We start from the raw sequence: 17,286 nt of genomic DNA on the forward strand, positions 1-17,286 counted from the left end.
CCTAGCCTGACTTGCCTGATCGCATAACCCGGCAAAGTCTTCGTCAGGTCGAATTTTCGCTCATAACTGCCTGACTGGATTGCATAAACCAACCTACCAGTGCAGGATCACTGCGCAACATCAACTGAGCTTAGATATTTTCCAGTCACGGCTCCGATGCCTAGGGCCAGCGCATGACCTCTGACGCACCAGAAACAAATCCCCGCCCACGTCTGAAACTGACGGTCGTTCGGGATATCTCAATTGTTGCCACGTTGGTGGTTCTGGGTCTTTACGCCGGGGCCAGCTTTCTGATCCCGCTAACAATGGCTTTGCTGGTCAACGTCCTGATTATCGCCCTAAGCGACAGGGTAATTTCCCTGACCCATGCGCCTGTATGGTTGGCAAATATTGCCGCTGTCACAGTGGTTTTGGCCGGCTTGTTCATGATTATGTACGTGCTGGGAAGCCAGGCAACACAGTTCGCCCGTTCAATCGGAACCTATGAAAATCAGTTCGATGGTGCCGTTAACCGCATAACAGGTTTGGTCGGAAACGACGTGACCAGTTTCATTCGGGACAATCTGGTCAGTATCGACATGTCCTACGTCGCGCGGATCTTGCTGGGCAGCGCAACCTCGCTTTTGAACCAGTTCTTTCTGATCAGCCTTTACGTCGCCTTTCTAATGGCCGAACGCCTAGCATTTCGAAAAAAAATCCAACTGGCAGCTGGAAACCCACTTACAGGTGCTGAGCTGGCTACGGTATTGGATGCGATCTCATACAGTCTGCAGCGTTATGTCGGCGTCAAAACATTCATCAGCCTGATCACTGCCGGGATCAGCTATTCTGTGTTTCGGGCTCTCGGTCTGGAATATGCCGAGACCTGGGCCGTATTAACTTTTGCCCTGAACTTTATCCCCTCGATCGGCTCCATTATCGCGGTTGTCTTTCCTGCCATGATCGCTTTGGTTCAGTTCGACAGCGTTGGCCCCTTTCTGATCATCGTATTCGGATGCGGCACGATACAGTTCCTGATCGGGAACTTTCTGGATCCCGCAATGCTGGGTCGTTCGCTGAACATGTCGACATTTCTGGTCATTCTGGCGCTGACATTCTGGACTACGGTCTGGGGGCTAATCGGAGCATTTCTTAGCGTCCCGCTCACCGTCTGTATCCTGATCATTTTCAGCCACATTCCGGCTCTGCGGCCAGTTGCCATCCTGATGTCTCTTGATGGCCGACTGGGCGAAGATGACAGTCGCAGCACAAAAACAACCTAAATCGATAAATGGCTTTGCAACCAGCAGCACCCAAGCATTCCAAGATCGTGTTTTGGTGGTGGATCAAATACAACAACGCTGCTAACCTTCCATCATTACTGGAAAAACCCGGTTGCACTCATACCGAGGCCCCACCGGAAGATTTGAACCATTGACCTCGATTGGACCGAATAGATGGCGGCAATAGACCAGATAAACGACCTGAAAAAACGTATGGGACAAGCCATTATCGGGCAGACCCAGGTCATTGATCGCTTGCTTATAGGCCTGTTGGCCAATGGCAATCTGCTAATCGAAGGCCTGCCCGGGCTTGCAAAGACAAGAGCCGTCAAGGCAATGGCGCGCAACCTTGATGCGGACTTTAGCCGCATCCAGTTCACGCCTGATCTTTTGCCTTCTGACGTGACAGGAACTGAGGTGTATCAGCAAACCGAAAAGGGTGGTGAGTTCCGCTTTGAACCTGGACCGATCTTTGCCAACATCGTTCTGGCCGACGAAATAAACCGAGCACCAGCGAAGGTCCAAGCTGCACTATTGGAGGCCATGGAAGAACGGCAGGTAACGATCTCGGGTACAACTCATAAGATGGAGCAGTTGTTCATAGTGATGGCGACGCAGAACCCGATCGAGCAGGAAGGCACCTATCCTTTGCCCGAAGCTCAGATGGACAGGTTTCTGATGCATGTTCAGATCACCTACCCACCTGTCGAAGACGAAGTGGAGGTTATCCGTTTGGTGAGAGGGGAAGAGATTGCATCAGGCGGAAACACAGCCAAGGAAAGACCAGAACCCATCCCACAGGATGCGATATTCACAGCACGATCTGAAATCGGACAGATACACGTTTCAGACGCCATGGACCGATATATGGCAGACTTGGTGCAAGCGACTCGCACACCCGGGGCGCTAAGCGAAGAACTGGCCAGTTGGGTAGAAATCGGTGCAAGCCCGCGTGCCTCGCTCGCGCTGGACAAATGCGGACGCGCACATGCCTGGATGAATGGTCGTGACTATGTTGATCCGGCTGACGTTCGGGCCATCGCTCACGACGTGTTTCGTCACCGCATCACGCTGAGCTTTGAGGCAGAAGGAAATGCAAAAACAGCAGACGACGTGGTAACTGAAATCCTGAAACTCGTCGCCCTGCCCTGATCGCAACAAAGGAAAGCCGCGTGTCAAAGACCGCCGCATATCCCAGCGACCCACGCATACACACCGACGCGAAACACCTGCTTGGCCTCGGTAGACAATCCCGTGCGCTCAGCCTGTTGCCGCGGCAGCCCGCCCGATCGATCCTGAACGGCCGCCACGCATCGCGTCTGCGTGGACGAGGACTGAATTTCGAAGAACTGCGTGATTACCTGCCGGGCGACGACATCCGGAGCATCGACTGGAAAGTTACGGCGCGTACCGGTGAACCCCATGTCCGGGTCTATACCGAAGAGCGTGACCGCCCTGCACTATTGCTGGTTGATCAGCGCATTTCGATGTTTTTTGGCACCAAGGTCTACATGAAATCGGTCATTGCCGCCGAAGCAGCAGCAATTGCTGCCCATCGCGTTCTTGCACAAGGCGACAGGGTTGGTGGAATTGTGTTCGGTGATACAGATGTCGCCGAACATCGCCCTCAGCGTCGTGCTGCAGCTCTTACCCGGTTTTTGTCATCCGTCGGCGCCTTGAACTGCAGCCTTCATGCGGAATTGAGGCCAGAACCCACCGTTGCCATGAACCAGATCCTGAAACAGGCAGCGCAGATAGCTCATACCAACGCACTGGTCTGCGTCTTTTCAGACTTTGATGGGTTGGATGAAGATTCAGAGACCATTCTACGACGACTTTCATGCTCCAATGATCTGATTTTATTCAATATATCCGACCCAAGTTCACATGGCATACTACCCAAAATCAAGCTTGCAGTTTCGGATGGTGAGAAGCAGATCGAAATCGACAGTACGAGCCCTGATCTATCTGATCGCATCAAAGATGCCCTGGACCAGCGGCTTGAGCCGCTACAGATCTGGTCTCGTCGATATGGTTTTCCCGTCGTCCCGATGACCACCGAAAAACCTGCGCTTGACCAGTTACTTCGGTTATTCGGCCATCGCGGTGGCCATCGATGAGTGTGGATACCGAAGGCAAATCTCTGGTCGAACTGCTGGACATGCTAGAGCCCGCCCCGGAACCAGTTCCGATTTCAATGATGCCTCAAACATGGGGTTGGCTCGCCATTGCCATGTTGGTCGCAGTTTTAATCGCGATCAGCCTTTACCTGTTCTGGCGACATCGGAAGGCGAACGCATACCGTCGTCTGGCCCTGGCCGAGCTTCGGCAATGCGACGATGATTGTGCCAAAGTGGCGGAGATCCTTAAACGCACCGCTCTGGTGGCATTCCCGCGTTCAGAAGTTGCCGGGCTGTGCGGCAAGAATTGGCTGAATTTCTTACAACAAACATCTGATAATAAACCAATTCCAGTCGAAACTGGCCACGCGCTTATTCAAGCTCCTTATCGCACAAGTATCTCGAACCCAAGTGTCACGGAACTGGCCAGAAACTGGATTCTGACACACAAAGTCGGAAAGGATCGCTGATGTTCTCCTTTGCCGCGCCTTGGGTCTTTCTGATTTTGCCACTGCCCATACTGGTTTACTTCTTCGTGCCGCCCCATCGCGAAAAGGTCAGCTCAATCCGCATTCCCTTTTTTCGGCACGTTGCAAAAGCGGTTGGTGCAGAACCAAGATCGGGATCGGTAACTCAGACGCGCACACGTCTACAAACATTCATCGTCATCATCGTCTGGATACTGTTGGTATTCGCCATGGCCCGGCCCGAACGGCTGGGTGAACCCATTGTGACAGAGAAATCAGCGCGAGATGTGGTGTTGGCATTGGATATATCAGGTTCCATGGATCAGCGCGATTTCAAGACTGCCGACGGCGCACCAAAGCAGAGGCTTGAAGCCGTGAAGGACGTCTTGCGCAGTTTCATTGCCGAGCGCGATGGAGACCGAATGGCATTGATCATTTTCGGAACGCGCGCTTTCGTGCAGGCCTCTTTTACTGAAGACCTGCAGAGTCTCAATGGTTTCCTCGATCAGACTGCGGTGGGCATGGCTGGACCAAACACGGCTTTGGGGGACGCCATCGGACTGGGTATTCGCACCTTTGAATCCAGCCAGGTCGAACAGCGTTTGATGATCGTTCTCAGCGACGGTGCCGATACCTCCAGCCGAATGACACCCGTCAATGCATCGGCCATTGCGGCCGACAAAGGCGTTGTCATCTACACCATCGGTGTTGGCGATCCCAATGCGTCTGGCGAAGATCGGGTTGACCTGGAGGCGCTCCGTGACATCGCAGACCGAACTGGTGGAGAATACTTCTTTGCAGATGACGAAACGGCATTGACCGATGTCTATCAAAGCATCGATGAACAAAACCCCCGCGTAGTTGAGACACAAAGCTACCGACCCCGCGAAAGCCTAGCTCATTACCCGCTTGCTGCCGCACTCATACTGATCCTCTTGAGCTCTGCAGGTTTTCACATTCACCAACGGCGGAGGCTTGCCTGATGCTTGATGCTCTGTCGGAATTTCATTTTATCCGAGTAGGTTGGCTGGCTCTTCTCATTCCAATCGCCGCACTCTGGTGGGTAATCCGACCAAAGCCGAAGGTTGATGGAAACCTCCCCTCGGGCATAGCGCCGCATCTCGCCAAAGCCTTGCAATTGGGTGACGAGGATAAACGCCGGTTCTACCCCATAGACATCCTGATGATCGCAGCGATGCTTGTGACTTTCGCGGTTGCCGGGCCAACGTGGTCAAGGGCACCCAATCCACTGATTTCGGATACAGCGCCACTTGTGATCGCTTTGAAGGTCACTGACAGTATGGAGGAGACGGACCTTGCCCCCTCACGCCTTGATCGGGCGAAGTTCAAGATTACAGACCTGATCAATGCGCGCGCAGGCGCTCCAACAGCCTTGGTTGCTTATGCGGGCACGCCACATCGCGTGGCTCCGCTCACCGAAGATTCTAATATTCTCCGACCCTTGCTTGAAGGTCTGACGCCGGCAGTCATGCCGGAACAAGGTGATGCGGCAGGTGATGCATTGCAGCTGGCCGAGAGCATTCTGGATGGGTCGGAAATAACCGGAGCGATCCTCTTTGTTCTGGATGATATCAATCCATCGCAGCTGCCCGCGTTTGAAGATACAACAGCGCCAGTCTTCTTCCTGACTATGTTACCAGAGGGTCAGAGTATTCCACAGCTGGACGGTTTAAGAAGCGCCACGATTGTTCCTTTCACTGGCAGCGATCAGGACGTGTCACGTTTGGAGCGCCAGATCCAATCTGCATACAGCGAAGCGCTTGACGATGATGACCGACTGGACTGGCAGGATCGGGGCTGGTTGCTGGCTTGGCCTGCCGCGTTGCTGTGCCTTCTGTGGTTCCGGCAGGGTTGGGTTATCCGCTGGGCAGTTCTGGCGTTCCTCCTCTTTCCCGCTGCAGGGCCAGCACAGGCCGAAGGTTGGAAGGACTGGTTCCTGACGCCGGATCAGCAAGGTCAGATTGCCATGAACCAAAAGAACTTTGCCGAGGCTGGTACACTGTTCGAAGATCCGTATCACAAGGGTTATGCAATGCTGAAGGCAGGCCAATACCCGGAAGCTGCAGAAATCTTCACCGCTCTGGACACACCCGAGGCTGCTTTTGCCGAAGGTATGGCCCGAATTCGCAATCGGGAATACCGCCCGGCAATTACCGCCTTTGAAACGGCGTTGGAGCGCAGGCCTGACTGGCCCGAAGCCCAGCACAATCTGGAAGTGTCGCGCGCCATCTTAGAAGAAGTTGAATCGACACGAGAACAATCTGACACAGGTGAAGAAGCGGGTATCGGGGCTGATGACGTGGTTTTCGATAACGAGTCTGGCCGAGGTGAGAACACAACCGTTCAGGACCAAACCGGTGAGGCGACACCATTGTCCGCCGATCAATGGATTAGCGCGATAGATACCGATATGCAGGATTTCCTCCGCAGCCGGTTCGTTCTGGAAAATCAGGAGCGAAACCAATGAGGTACCTCTCGCTTCTTATCTTCATCATGCTGCCTGTCTGGTCTTGGGCTCAAGATGCACAAGTTGAAAACTCGATGGCCCCGCAGGTCACAATCGAAGCCCCCGAAGATGATACCACTGTGGGGCAAGCCGCGATTGTCAGAATCAAGGTACTGGTCCCAACCTTTATGCCTTCACCACCTGTTTTTCCTTCACTTGAGCAGGAAAACCTGCTGGTTCGTCTGCCTGAACGTGCCTCTGGTCCGATCAGTGAATCTGTGAATGGCGAAACGTGGTCAGGCGTCCAGCGCAGTTATCGACTGTACCCTTTGGCGTCGGGTGTATTCGACTTTGGTCCTCAGGAAGTGCTGGTCACATATGCAGACCCTAAAACGAATGAACCCAAGCAGGTATCAGTCCCTCTTCCTGCTACGACGCTGACTGCGACGGTTCCGGACGCAGCGCGAGGTGTCGATCCTCTGATCATTGCGAATGGGTTTGAACTGACGCAAGAAATCGAGGGTGAGACCGATATGAATGCAGGTGATGCGATCACACGCCGTTTGACTGCAAAGATAACCGGAACGTCACCCATCATGATCCCCGCATTGTTGCCTGAGGCGTCGGACCTACTCCTCCAACCCTATCCGAAAGAACCTCGCTTCACGGAAACCGAGGACCGGGGCATTCTGTCAGGCCAGCGTGTGGACGAAACTGTTTATGTGGCGCGTGAAGGTGGACAAACTCAGCTGCCCGCGATCTCGATCAACTGGTTTAACCTGAAATCTGGTGAGATAGAGACCGCCGAGCTGGATGCTGTGCAACTGACACTTGCAGCGCCGAAGTGGAAACCACCGACACCCGAAACACTTATATACGCGGTCTTTTTGCTTGGTGCATTTTCAGTCCTGTCTTGGGGGGCGGTTCATCTGACACGGCCTCGCTATCGGGCTTGGAGAAACGATCGCCGGACAAGATATCTTACATCATATGAATTTGCATTGAACCAACTACATGAATCGCTAAAAAATCACGATTTGTCAGGATCTTACACAGCTCTTGAGATGTGTAAGACGCGAGGCCAGAAACCAAAAGACTTGGTTGATCTGGAGGCTACGCTGACGCAGATCGGGGCGAGCCGATATGCGCCTGACAGTCAAAAAACTCATGCGGATTGGACAAAAGCTCTGCTCGCATTCAAGGCGATCAAGACGCGAAGGCCAAGAACTCTGGCAGTGTTACCTCCGCTTAACCCCTGATCTTAACTCACGCAGCTCTCGATCAGGGCGCGCCTGTCCTTAAGCCGCACACGACCGTAACCAAGCTCGATCAGATCCAAATCAGCCAGTCGGTGCAGGTTACGATGCAGCGTTGGTTGCGACACGGCGACCATCTCAGCCAGATCTTCCTGAGAAACGATGATCCAGCCGTCGGGCTCAGATGCACCTTCGTCGAGATGCAGCAACCTGAGCACCAGCCTCTTTTCTGTTCCGGTCACGGCTAAATTCGCCATGATACGCAGTGCAGTCTGCATATTTTCATGCGTCAGGGCATAGAAATCACGGATGTACTCAGGGTTGCGGTAAACCAATCTTTCGACACGTGAACTGGGAAAGAACAAGGTTTGCGTTTCCTGCGTCGTCACCACGCTCACCAATCTGAGCGAACCGGAAAACAAGGCCAGATCACCGATCCAGTAACCTGCGCCTTCACGATGCACCACAAAATCCCGCCCATCATCAGATGGCGCAGTGATCTGAATGCCTCCTTTCAAAACGGCGTAGATGCCGTTGGCGGGATCACCATGATGGTAAAGTGTTTCTCCGACGCCGAAGGTCTTCGATATTGCACACCCAAGCAGATCGCTCTGAAAAGACGTGCTGCGCTCTGCGAACCAGCCGTCTTTTTGAAACAGATGCATGTAAGTGAATTTATCAAACATTAGTATGTTTCAATCTCATCATATGATAGATTTCAAGAGCGTTTGCTCGATTAGAATAAGCGTGTCCGATTCCAAAGCCCATTCAATTAGTTAGGCAGGGAATTCGATGTAGCAGATGACCCTTAGACCACAACGTGTCGTCGCCAATACTCTATAACTTCCGGGTCGATTTGGCCCCCCATTGCAGGAGTAAATCATGTCACCACCCCGTTCTTTTGCAGATATTTGGCGCAGCAGGCTGCGCCGGTTCGCTGTGGCATCTATCGCTGTCGCACTGGCCGTTCCAGCCTGGGCACAGGATCAAAAGCCCAACATCTTGGTTATCTGGGGCGATGACATCGGACAGTCAAACATATCCGCTTATACGATGGGTTTGATGGGATACCGAACGCCAAACATCGACCGTGTTGCGAATGAAGGCATGATTTTCACCGATTATTATGGTGAGCAATCGTGCACTGCTGGCCGGTCATCCTACATCATGGGCCAATCGGTTTTCCGTACCGGTTTGTCGAAAGTGGGGCTGCCCGGCGCTGATCTCGGCATGCAGGTCGAAGACCCCACCATTGCGGGCCTGTTGAAAGACCACGGTTATGTGACGGGTCAATTTGGCAAAAACCACCTTGGTGACAAAGATGAGCATTTGCCTACAAACCACGGATTTGATGAGTTTTTCGGAAACCTCTATCACCTGAATGCTGAGGAAGAGCCGGAAAACGAAGACTATCCCGGTGACGCGGTGCTAGCAGATGGTCGCACATTCCGCGAGGCTTACGGTCCACGCGGTGTGATCAAGTCGAAAGCGGATGGCACAATAGAAGATACCGGCCCGCTGACCAAAAAGCGTATGGAAACCGTTGATGAGGAAACCGTTGCGGCGGCAATCGACTTCATCAAGCGCGCGCACGAGCAAGGTCAGCCCTTCTACGTCTGGTGGAACGGTACGCGCATGCACTTCCGGACGCACGTCAAAGACGACATGCGTGCACAAGCCAATGAAATCGTTGGTGGCGTGGCTGATGAGTACACTGCTGGCATGATCGAACACGACATGCACGTTGGTCAACTGCTTGATCTGCTGGATGAACTCGGCATCGCCGACAACACCATCGTGCACTATTCAACAGACAACGGTCCGCACTACAACACCTGGCCTGATGCTGCCGCTACTCCTTTCTGGGGTGAGAAAAACACCAATTGGGAAGGCGGATGGCGTGTGCCTTCAATGGTTCGCTGGCCGGGTCAAATCGAAGCGGGTTCTGTCACGAACGAGATCGTGCACCATATGGACTGGCTGCCGACATATCTGGCAGTTGCGGGTGATCCCGAGATCAAAGAGAAGCTGAAGGAAGGATATTCGTCATCGGGCATGGGCCGCGACTACAAAGTGCATCTGGATGGCTACAACATCCTGCCACTGCTGACAGGTGAAACTGCGGAAAGCCCTCGCAGGGAGATCTTCTATTTCTCGGACGATGGTGACCTGACCGCCCTTCGCTTTGACGATTGGAAGCTGATCTTCCTTGAGCAGAAGGCATGGGCAACGCTGCGCGCGTGGATCGAACCCTGGACCGAGTTGCGGATTCCGCTGATCATCAACCTGCGGCGCGATCCATATGAACGGGCTTATCGCACATCCAACACCTACTATGACTGGCTGCTGGACCGGGCGTACTTCCTTGTTCCCGCACAGCAGTACGTTGGTAATTTCCTCGCGACCTTCCAGGAATTCCCACCGCGACAGAAAGCTGCCAGCTTCAACCTGGATCAGGTGATGGACAAGCTAACCACTCCGACGAACAACTAAGTCGAAGTTCATTAAGAATGGTCGAAGGGCTGCCAATAAACAGGCGGCCCTTCCCGATTGAATCAAAAGGGTATTCTCATGCGGCGTCTCATTCCTATCGTTGTTGCCACTCTCATTCCTTTCACACTGTCTGCCGACCCGCTACCAAGTTGGACCGATACCGAGGCCAGAAACCGGATCGTCGCTTTCGTTGATGGAGTCACGGATCCTGACAGCGATGATTACGTCACGCCCGCAGATCGTATTGCAGTGTTCGACAATGACGGCACGCTCTGGGCCGAGCAACCGGTCTATTTTCAACTGATCTTCGCCATGGACAAACTGGCTGAACTGGCTGAAAGCGATCCATCCATTCTGTCCAGCCCCACACTGGAAGCCGCAGCCAAAGGGGATGTCGAAGGAATTGCCGCAGGCGGCAAAGAAGCCCTGATCGAGGTCGTGAACGCCTCACATTCCGGCCTCAGTGTCGCTGACTTTCAGACATCGGTCGCTGAATGGCTGGATACGGCGCGGCATCCAAAGACGAATTTGCCATATGATCAAATGACTTACCAGCCGATGGTCGAGCTTCTCAGATATCTACGCGACGAGGGGTTCACGACATATATCGTCTCAGGCGGCGGCATTCATTTCATGCGCGTTTTCGCTGAAAAAGCTTATGGGATTCCGCCCGAGCAAATCCTTGGAACCTACAACGACAGCACCTACGAAATCGTCGATGGCACACCGACCATCGTAAAAGCACCCGGCTTAGCCTTTATCGACGACAAGGAAGGCAAACCCATCAATATTGATCGCACGATCGGAAAGCGCCCGATCTTCGCAGCTGGCAACTCAGATGGCGACTTTGCGATGCTGGAATGGACGACTGCCGGAACTGGTCCGCGGATGGGTCTGTTAATCCATCATACAGATGGTGAACGGGAATGGGCGTATGACAGAGACAGTCATATCGGCCGTTTGGTTGATGGGTTGGACAAAGGCCCGGATTTGGGATGGGTGATTGTTGATATGGCGAATGATTGGTCACGCATCTACACTGGCAAAAACTGAATAGTCAGGACGCCAAAAATTCATGTGGACAGTGCTCGTTTCCCTGTTTCTATTTGCCCTCTTTTGCGTAGCCGTGGTTTTCTCGGTGCGCGCGGCCCAAACCGCGCGTACCCCACAGGGCGCAGTGGGTTGGGTGGTATTCCTGCTTTCAGCCCCGATGCTGGCGGTTCCTCTTTATCTGTTTCTCGGGCACCACCGTTTTCGGGGATATCGCGTGGCACGCCGAGAAAGCGAAAGAGTCGTTGAGGGCATCAAGACCTTTGCGGACTATTCCAAACCCGACCCGGAAAAAATGAAGATCAACCCGAGACCATTTGAGGCTCTGGCGCATCTACCCGTCTCGCGCGGCAATGGCGCTCAGCTATTGATTGATGGCGACAGCACTTTCAAATCTATCTTTGAAGCAATTGATTCTGCGAAGAATTACGTCCTCGTGCAATTCTACATCGTGCGGCACGATGAACTGGGTATGGAGCTTCAGGATAAACTCATCTCAGCGGCTCAAAGGGGAGTACACGTCCGTTTCATGACCGACGCCGTTGGCAGTTACGGGCTAGCGTCGGATTACCTTGAGACATTGCGCAAAGCCGGGGTCGACGTGGCAGACCCGCGCGAGCAACGCGGACCTAACTTTCGCTTCCAACTCAATTACCGCAATCATCGGAAAACAGTAATTATCGATGGTGAGGTCGGATTTATTGGCGGTCACAATGTTGGTGTCGAGTATCTGGGTCAGGATCCGAAATTTGGTCACTGGCGTGACACCCATATCAAAATGCAGGGCCATATCGTTAGGCAGTTGCAGCTAATCTTTACGGAAGACTGGCATTGGGCCCGGAATGAGGATCTGATCGATGAACTCGACTGGGCCGGCAATGAATCCGATCAGGATATGAACGCCTTGCTCGTCGCGACCGGTCCCGGAGATGAAACCGAAACAGGCGCGATGATGTTCTTTTCCGCGATCGCAGAGGCAAAAGAACGGCTTTGGATTGCATCACCCTATTTTGTGCCTGACATCGACATTATGACTGCGTTGCAGCATGCCGCTTTGCGCGGCGTTGATGTTCGTATCCTTCTTCCGGATGTCATTGATCACCGCCTTCCGTGGCTTGCCGCATTCGCGTTCTTTGATGAGATCCGAAAATGCGGGGTGCGTGTATTCCGCTACACCGATGGCTTCATGCATCAAAAGGCGTTCGTAGTGGATGATACTCTGGCTGCCGTCGGCACCACCAATCTCGACAACCGGTCATTCCGTTTGAATTTTGAAGCAATGGCACTGTTTTTCGACAGTCGCGCAGCCGAGGCCGTAGACAACATGCTGCGCAAGGACTTTGAAACCAGCTATGAGCTGACCCGCACTTTGTCGCAACAGCCCACTCATATCCGTTTTGGCGCACCGATCGCGAGGTTATTTGCCCCTATTCTTTAGTCAGTCGGGGAAACGTTCCTGAAAAACCTGGTTCATGAGAGCCACCATGTACGCGGTCGACAATCCAAAGGCCAACAGGCCGGTGACAGATGCGAAAGCACCAAAAATTCTCAGGCCTTCTCCAAGCACAATGTCGCCGTAGCCCAGCGTGGTAAATGTAACTAGCGAAAAATAGAGCGCAGAGTTCCAATCAGGCAGAACATCACCCAAAACCCAGATGATGGCCCATATCCAAACCTGAATTGTATGGGTGGCAATAATAAACGCCAGCGCGATGGTGATTGGACCAGCAGTTGCCAATATCTTGCCCTGGCTTTCCCATTTTTCGACAATCCGGCGAATAACCAGTGTGCACCATGTCAGCAGCACGATTTCGACCAGGAAGCAAAGACCAAGATACATGCTGCCCCAAAGGATCTGTTGCGACAACGTCATGAAATGGTCCTGCTTTTTTGTGATCGCGAGTGCGACCTCAGAATGACCTCTCATTCGGGTATGAGCAACCCCGCCATCCTTTGTCCGTGGGTGCGGCGAATGGAACCCGAACAGTCTACGCTATGGACAGTCGGGGATACGGTTGCACATTGTGGCTTACAGAAAGTGAGATGACATGCTGCTGACTATAGATCGCGTTCAAAAAGCCTATCCCGGAGGACGCCCTGTGCTTCAAGACGTTTCTATGTCGCTCGACATGGGTGAAACGCTTGCACTAACCGGAGAAAGTGGCAGCGGCAAAAGCACACTCCTGAATTTGGCAGCTGCGCTGGATGGGTTCGATGGTGGTGAGATTACGCTTGATGGTAAAGCCTTATCGTCACTGAATGATCCCGGACGCGCCGAACTACGGCGCCAGAAAGTGTCCTTGGTTTTTCAGCAATTTAACCTGATCCCATCCCTAACCGTGGACCAGAACCTCTCATTCCATGCGCGGTTGGCAGGCAATTGCGACTCTGAGTGGATTTCACATCTGGCGCAAAGGTTGGGTCTTGGGGACCTGCTGGAGCGCTATCCAGAGAGCCTGTCTGGCGGTCAGCAGCAAAGGGTTGCGATTGGTCGAGCGATGGCGGCAAAGCCAAAGCTGCTATTGGCGGACGAACCCACCGGAAACCTGGATGAAACCGCCAGTTCGGTGGTACTGGACCTGATGTTATCTCTGGTCGCCGATACGGGCGCCGCGTTGCTATTGGTCACACATTCTCAGGATATCGCTGCCAGACTGGATCGCCGCGCGCATCTGGCAAACGGTCGTATCACATGACAGGTCCAGTGGTTCAGGCATTGCTGTCCCACTGGCGCAGGCACTGGCTGCAATTGGCCACACTGCTGATCGGCATTGCACTGGCGACCGGCCTTTGGTCAGCGGTTCAGGCTATCAATTCCGAGGCGCGTTCCAGCTATGCCCGGGCCAATGCCCAGCTTTCGGTTGGACAGTTGGATGAGATACGCGACCCAACAGGCTACATACCACTATCGCGCTACGTTGATCTGCGGCGCTCGGGCTGGCAGGTAGCGGCGGTGCTCGAGGGACCAGTCCGCATCGGTGATCGCACGCTTCGCTTGATGGGGGTGGATATGGTTGCCTACCCCGCTCTGCCCGCCATGACACAGTTGGAACAGAGCGATACGCCGCCAGACCCCTCTGAAATACTGACTGCTCCGGGACGGTTGTTGATTTCACCCGATCTCATTGATCTGTTCGATGGGCGCGATGATCTGCCACCTATCCTTGTCAGCAGCGCCCTGCCCCCGGAGTTTATTCTGACTGATATCGGTGTCGCCGAAAGGCTCCTGAACCGGTCCGGACAAATTTCAAGACTGGTCGTGTTACCTGACCAACCCGGGTCATTGCCACCGCTATCGGAAATCGCCCCTGAACTGGAAAGACAAAGCCCGACCTCACAAATCGATACGGCACAACTGACCGACAGCTTTCATCTTAACCTGTCAGCATTCGGCCTTTTGTCATTTGCCGTTGGTCTTTTCATCGTGCATGGGACGGTCGGATTGGCCTTTGCCCAGCGACGTGGAATGATCCGCACCTTGCGAGCGCTGGGTGTTTCGATGCGGCGGCTCGTTTGGATCACGTTGGCCGAGTTGATCATGTTCGCCCTGATCGGAGGTATTCTGGGCTTGGTGATTGGCCATCTGATTGCGGCGGCTTTGCTTCCTGATGTCGCCGTAACCTTGAGAGGGTTGTACGGCGCCCCTGTCGACGGGCAACTCGCTCTCAGACCACTTTGGATCGTATCGGGGCTGGCAATGGCAATCGGCGGCACGTTGCTCGCCAGCGGCCATGCGCTTTGGCGGCTGTCCCGGATGCCCTTGCTCGCGAACCCCGGTCTGCAGGCATGGGGCGGCCAAACAAACGCTCGAAGACTTAGCGCGATGTCGGGTCTGGCACTTATCATAGGTGGCATGATTGTATTCTTCAGTGCCAAAGGGCTGATCGCTGGTTTTGTGATGCTGGCGGGCATTCTAACCGGAACCGCCTTGTTGCTGCCTGCCATTCTATCCGTGCTATTGGCGAAGTTTGCGCGGCGTGCAAAAGGGCCAGTTACGCAGTGGGTTTGGGCCGATATGCGCGCGCAGCTTCCCGGACTGTCACTTGCACTGATGGCCCTGCTATTGGCTCTTGCGGCCAATATCGGTGTTGGAACGATGGTTTCCAGCTTCAGGCTGACGTTCATCGGTTGGCTTGATCAACGCCTGACTTCCGAATTGTATGTCACCGCCTCAGATAACGAACAGGCGGATCAGATCATCGACTGGCTTGCGCCCCAAGTTGACGCCGTGTTGCCAATTCGAAGTATTGAACTTGCTCATGAGACAGGCCCGCTGTTTCTGTATGGTATAATCGATGACGATACCTATCGTCAGAATTGGCCCCTTATCGCTTCAAGTCCGAATGTTTGGGATAGTGTTCTGAATGGCGGTGCTGTCCTCATTAATGAACAGTTGGCGCGCCGGGAAAACCTGTGGCCGGGTGACACTCTGATGCTTGCCCCGCGTCACACCCTCGAAATCGCTGGTGTCTATTCTGATTATGGGAATCCAACCGGTCAGGCGATTGTTTCTATGGCAATGCTGGATCTCATAGCCCCGGGCGCTGCTTCGCGTCGCTTTGGCATTCGCCTATCCCCTGATCGTGCAACTGAAATGGCCCAGACCTTACGGGATCGTTTTGATCTTCCAAATTCCAGCGTGGTGCATCAGGCCGCCATGAAAAAGCAGTCTCTGGCGATCTTTGAGAAGACATTCGTTGTCACGTCGGCCCTGAATGTGCTGACGCTTGGGGTCGCGGGCTTCGCCATTCTCACCAGTCTGCTGACCCTCTGGACCCAGCGACTGCCACAGATTGCGCCGGTCTGGTCTCTCGGCATGACCAGATCGCGATTGGCTCAGTTGGAGCTGCTGCGGAGCATACTTCTGGCGGCACTGACTGCCTGTTTGGCGTTGCCATTGGGGCTAGTCTTGGCGTGGATACTCTTGTCAGTGATCAATGTTCAGGCCTTTGGATGGCAATTGCCGATGCATCTGTTTCCAGCAGATTGGATTCGGCTGTTTCTGCTGACCCTACTGGCCGCAGCAGTAGCAGCCGCCCTGCCCGCATGGCGCCTTCGGCGCATCCCACCCGCCGATCTTCTCAGGGTATTTGCCAATGAACGTTAGAGCGCTTTTGATGTTCCTGCTGTTCCCTTTGGCCGCACTGGCACAAGGTTACGCCGGTTTGGGAGGTAACGCTGATGGTTTCACTGCCCCAACGCCCGGATATCAGTTTCAGTTTCCACAGGATCACGGCCCGCATCCCGACTATCGGATTGAATGGTGGTACCTAACCGCAAATCTCAAAGGTGAGGATGGACGAGACTACGGCATCCAATGGACACTGTTTCGCTCGGCCTTGAAACCATCAGAAGAGGATGGTTGGCAAAGCCCGCAATTATGGCTGGGTCATGCAGCGGTCACTACGCCTGATGCTCACTACTTTGTTGAACGCCTGTCGCGCGGAGGGATTGGTCAGGCAGGCGTGACTGCGCAACCTTTCGAAGCATGGATCGACGAATGGCAGATGAAAGCTGATCCCGACATCAATGCGCTGCGCCTGACGGCCAATGGAGCTGACTTCAGCTATGACCTGTCTCTGGATGCCACAGGACCATTGGTATTTCACGGAGAAGATGGGTATTCGGTCAAGTCTGCCGACGGTCAGGCAAGCTACTACTACTCGCAACCCGGCTACCAGGTCGAAGGTGTTCTGCACCTGCCTCAGGGAGATGTCGCAGTCACAGGCCAGGGCTGGCTGGATCGGGAATGGTCATCTCAACCATTGGCGGCAGATCAAAGCGGTTGGGACTGGTTTTCGCTGAGCTTTGATGACGGACAAAAACTAATGGCCTTTCGCCTGCGTGGTGATCGCGGAGACTACACCTCGGCCACATGGATTGATGCATACGGTGTTGGAACTGCTTTGCCGGATGGCGCTGTCTCATTCACACCTATGGAAACCCAAACCGTTGCCGACAGAAATGTCCCGGTACACTGGCGCGTGGTCCTGCCGGATCGCGAGTTGGATGTGGAAGTGTCTGCCCTTACACCCAAATCCTGGATGGGAACGCGCTTTGCCTATTGGGAAGGCCCGGTTTTTGTTTCAGGAAGTCACAGCGGTCAGGGCTATCTGGAAATGACAGGGTACTGACCCAAATGTCGCCAGACTGTCACAGCTGCCTTTTATG

15 protein-coding genes are annotated in these 17,286 nt (G+C 53.9%); 13 read left to right on the forward strand and 2 right to left on the reverse strand.

The window, feature by feature from the left end; all coding sequences use genetic code 11:
• Window positions 1-173 precede the first annotated feature (173 nt).
• From E1297_RS20930 to E1297_RS20960, 7 genes are all read left to right on the forward strand, one after another.
• Window positions 174-1,262 carry an AI-2E family transporter gene (locus E1297_RS20930; RefSeq protein ID WP_155141897.1) on the forward strand — a complete coding sequence of 363 codons (1,089 nt, stop codon included), beginning with the start codon at window positions 174-176 and terminating at the stop codon, window positions 1,260-1,262.
• A 174-nt stretch (window positions 1,263-1,436) separates the two neighbouring features.
• The gene (locus tag E1297_RS20935; protein ID WP_155141899.1) at window positions 1,437-2,414 is read left to right on the forward strand and encodes a MoxR family ATPase; all 978 of its coding nucleotides are present in this window, start codon (window positions 1,437-1,439) and stop codon (window positions 2,412-2,414) included.
• A 20-nt stretch (window positions 2,415-2,434) separates the two neighbouring features.
• On the forward strand, window positions 2,435-3,382 hold the full coding sequence (locus E1297_RS20940; protein ID WP_209015902.1) for a DUF58 domain-containing protein: 948 nt from the start codon (window positions 2,435-2,437) through the stop codon (window positions 3,380-3,382).
• Window positions 3,379-3,852: a DUF4381 domain-containing protein gene (locus E1297_RS20945; RefSeq protein WP_155141903.1), complete on the forward strand. Its 474-nt coding sequence runs from the start codon at window positions 3,379-3,381 to the stop codon at window positions 3,850-3,852. Before E1297_RS20940 ends, E1297_RS20945 begins: the two co-directional genes overlap by 4 nt.
• A complete protein-coding gene (locus E1297_RS20950; RefSeq protein ID WP_155141905.1) occupies window positions 3,852-4,832 on the forward strand; it encodes a VWA domain-containing protein in 981 nt (326 codons plus the stop codon). The genes E1297_RS20945 and E1297_RS20950 overlap by 1 nt, the downstream gene beginning before the upstream one ends.
• Window positions 4,832-6,337: a VWA domain-containing protein gene (locus E1297_RS20955; RefSeq protein WP_155141907.1), complete on the forward strand. Its 1,506-nt coding sequence runs from the start codon at window positions 4,832-4,834 to the stop codon at window positions 6,335-6,337. The genes E1297_RS20950 and E1297_RS20955 overlap by 1 nt, the downstream gene beginning before the upstream one ends.
• Window positions 6,334-7,575 (forward strand): BatD family protein, encoded by a 1,242-nt coding sequence (locus tag E1297_RS20960; RefSeq protein ID WP_155141909.1) that lies wholly within the window; start codon window positions 6,334-6,336, stop codon window positions 7,573-7,575. The genes E1297_RS20955 and E1297_RS20960 overlap by 4 nt, the downstream gene beginning before the upstream one ends.
• A 2-nt stretch (window positions 7,576-7,577) precedes the next feature.
• Here the strand turns inward: E1297_RS20960 and E1297_RS20965 are convergent, their stop codons facing one another.
• Window positions 7,578-8,258, reverse strand: coding sequence for a Crp/Fnr family transcriptional regulator (locus tag E1297_RS20965; RefSeq protein WP_155141911.1), 681 nt, complete (start codon window positions 8,256-8,258; stop codon window positions 7,578-7,580).
• 196 nt (window positions 8,259-8,454) lie between these two features.
• Here E1297_RS20965 and E1297_RS20970 point away from each other — a divergent pair, with 196 nt between their 5' ends.
• The 3 genes from E1297_RS20970 (at window position 8,455) to cls (ending at window position 12,553) form a co-directional block, all read left to right on the forward strand.
• The gene (locus E1297_RS20970; RefSeq protein ID WP_155141913.1) at window positions 8,455-10,065 is read left to right on the forward strand and encodes an arylsulfatase; all 1,611 of its coding nucleotides are present in this window, start codon (window positions 8,455-8,457) and stop codon (window positions 10,063-10,065) included.
• A 78-nt stretch (window positions 10,066-10,143) separates the two neighbouring features.
• Window positions 10,144-11,118: an HAD family phosphatase gene (locus E1297_RS20975; protein ID WP_155141916.1), complete on the forward strand. Its 975-nt coding sequence runs from the start codon at window positions 10,144-10,146 to the stop codon at window positions 11,116-11,118.
• A gap of 22 nt (window positions 11,119-11,140) precedes the next feature.
• Window positions 11,141-12,553, forward strand: a complete 1,413-nt coding sequence (gene cls, locus E1297_RS20980; protein WP_155141918.1) for a cardiolipin synthase — start codon at window positions 11,141-11,143, stop codon at window positions 12,551-12,553.
• Here the strand turns inward: cls and E1297_RS20985 are convergent, their stop codons facing one another.
• Window positions 12,554-12,988: a potassium channel family protein gene (locus tag E1297_RS20985; RefSeq protein ID WP_155141919.1), complete on the reverse strand. Its 435-nt coding sequence runs from the start codon at window positions 12,986-12,988 to the stop codon at window positions 12,554-12,556.
• Window positions 12,989-13,163: 175 nt separating this feature from the next.
• Here E1297_RS20985 and E1297_RS20990 point away from each other — a divergent pair, with 175 nt between their 5' ends.
• The 3 genes from E1297_RS20990 to E1297_RS21000 are packed head-to-tail and all read left to right on the forward strand — an operon-like array spanning window position 13,164 to window position 17,249.
• Window positions 13,164-13,811, forward strand: coding sequence for an ABC transporter ATP-binding protein (locus tag E1297_RS20990; RefSeq protein WP_155141921.1), 648 nt, complete (start codon window positions 13,164-13,166; stop codon window positions 13,809-13,811).
• Complete coding sequence (locus E1297_RS20995; RefSeq protein WP_155141923.1) at window positions 13,808-16,222, forward strand: ABC transporter permease; 2,415 nt, start codon at window positions 13,808-13,810, stop codon at window positions 16,220-16,222. The genes E1297_RS20990 and E1297_RS20995 overlap by 4 nt, the downstream gene beginning before the upstream one ends.
• A complete protein-coding gene (locus E1297_RS21000) occupies window positions 16,212-17,249 on the forward strand; it encodes a lipocalin-like domain-containing protein (RefSeq protein WP_155141925.1) in 1,038 nt (345 codons plus the stop codon). Before E1297_RS20995 ends, E1297_RS21000 begins: the two co-directional genes overlap by 11 nt.
• The last annotated feature ends 37 nt before the right edge of the window (window positions 17,250-17,286 follow it).

This window comes from Roseibium sp. RKSG952 (genome assembly GCF_009711355.1).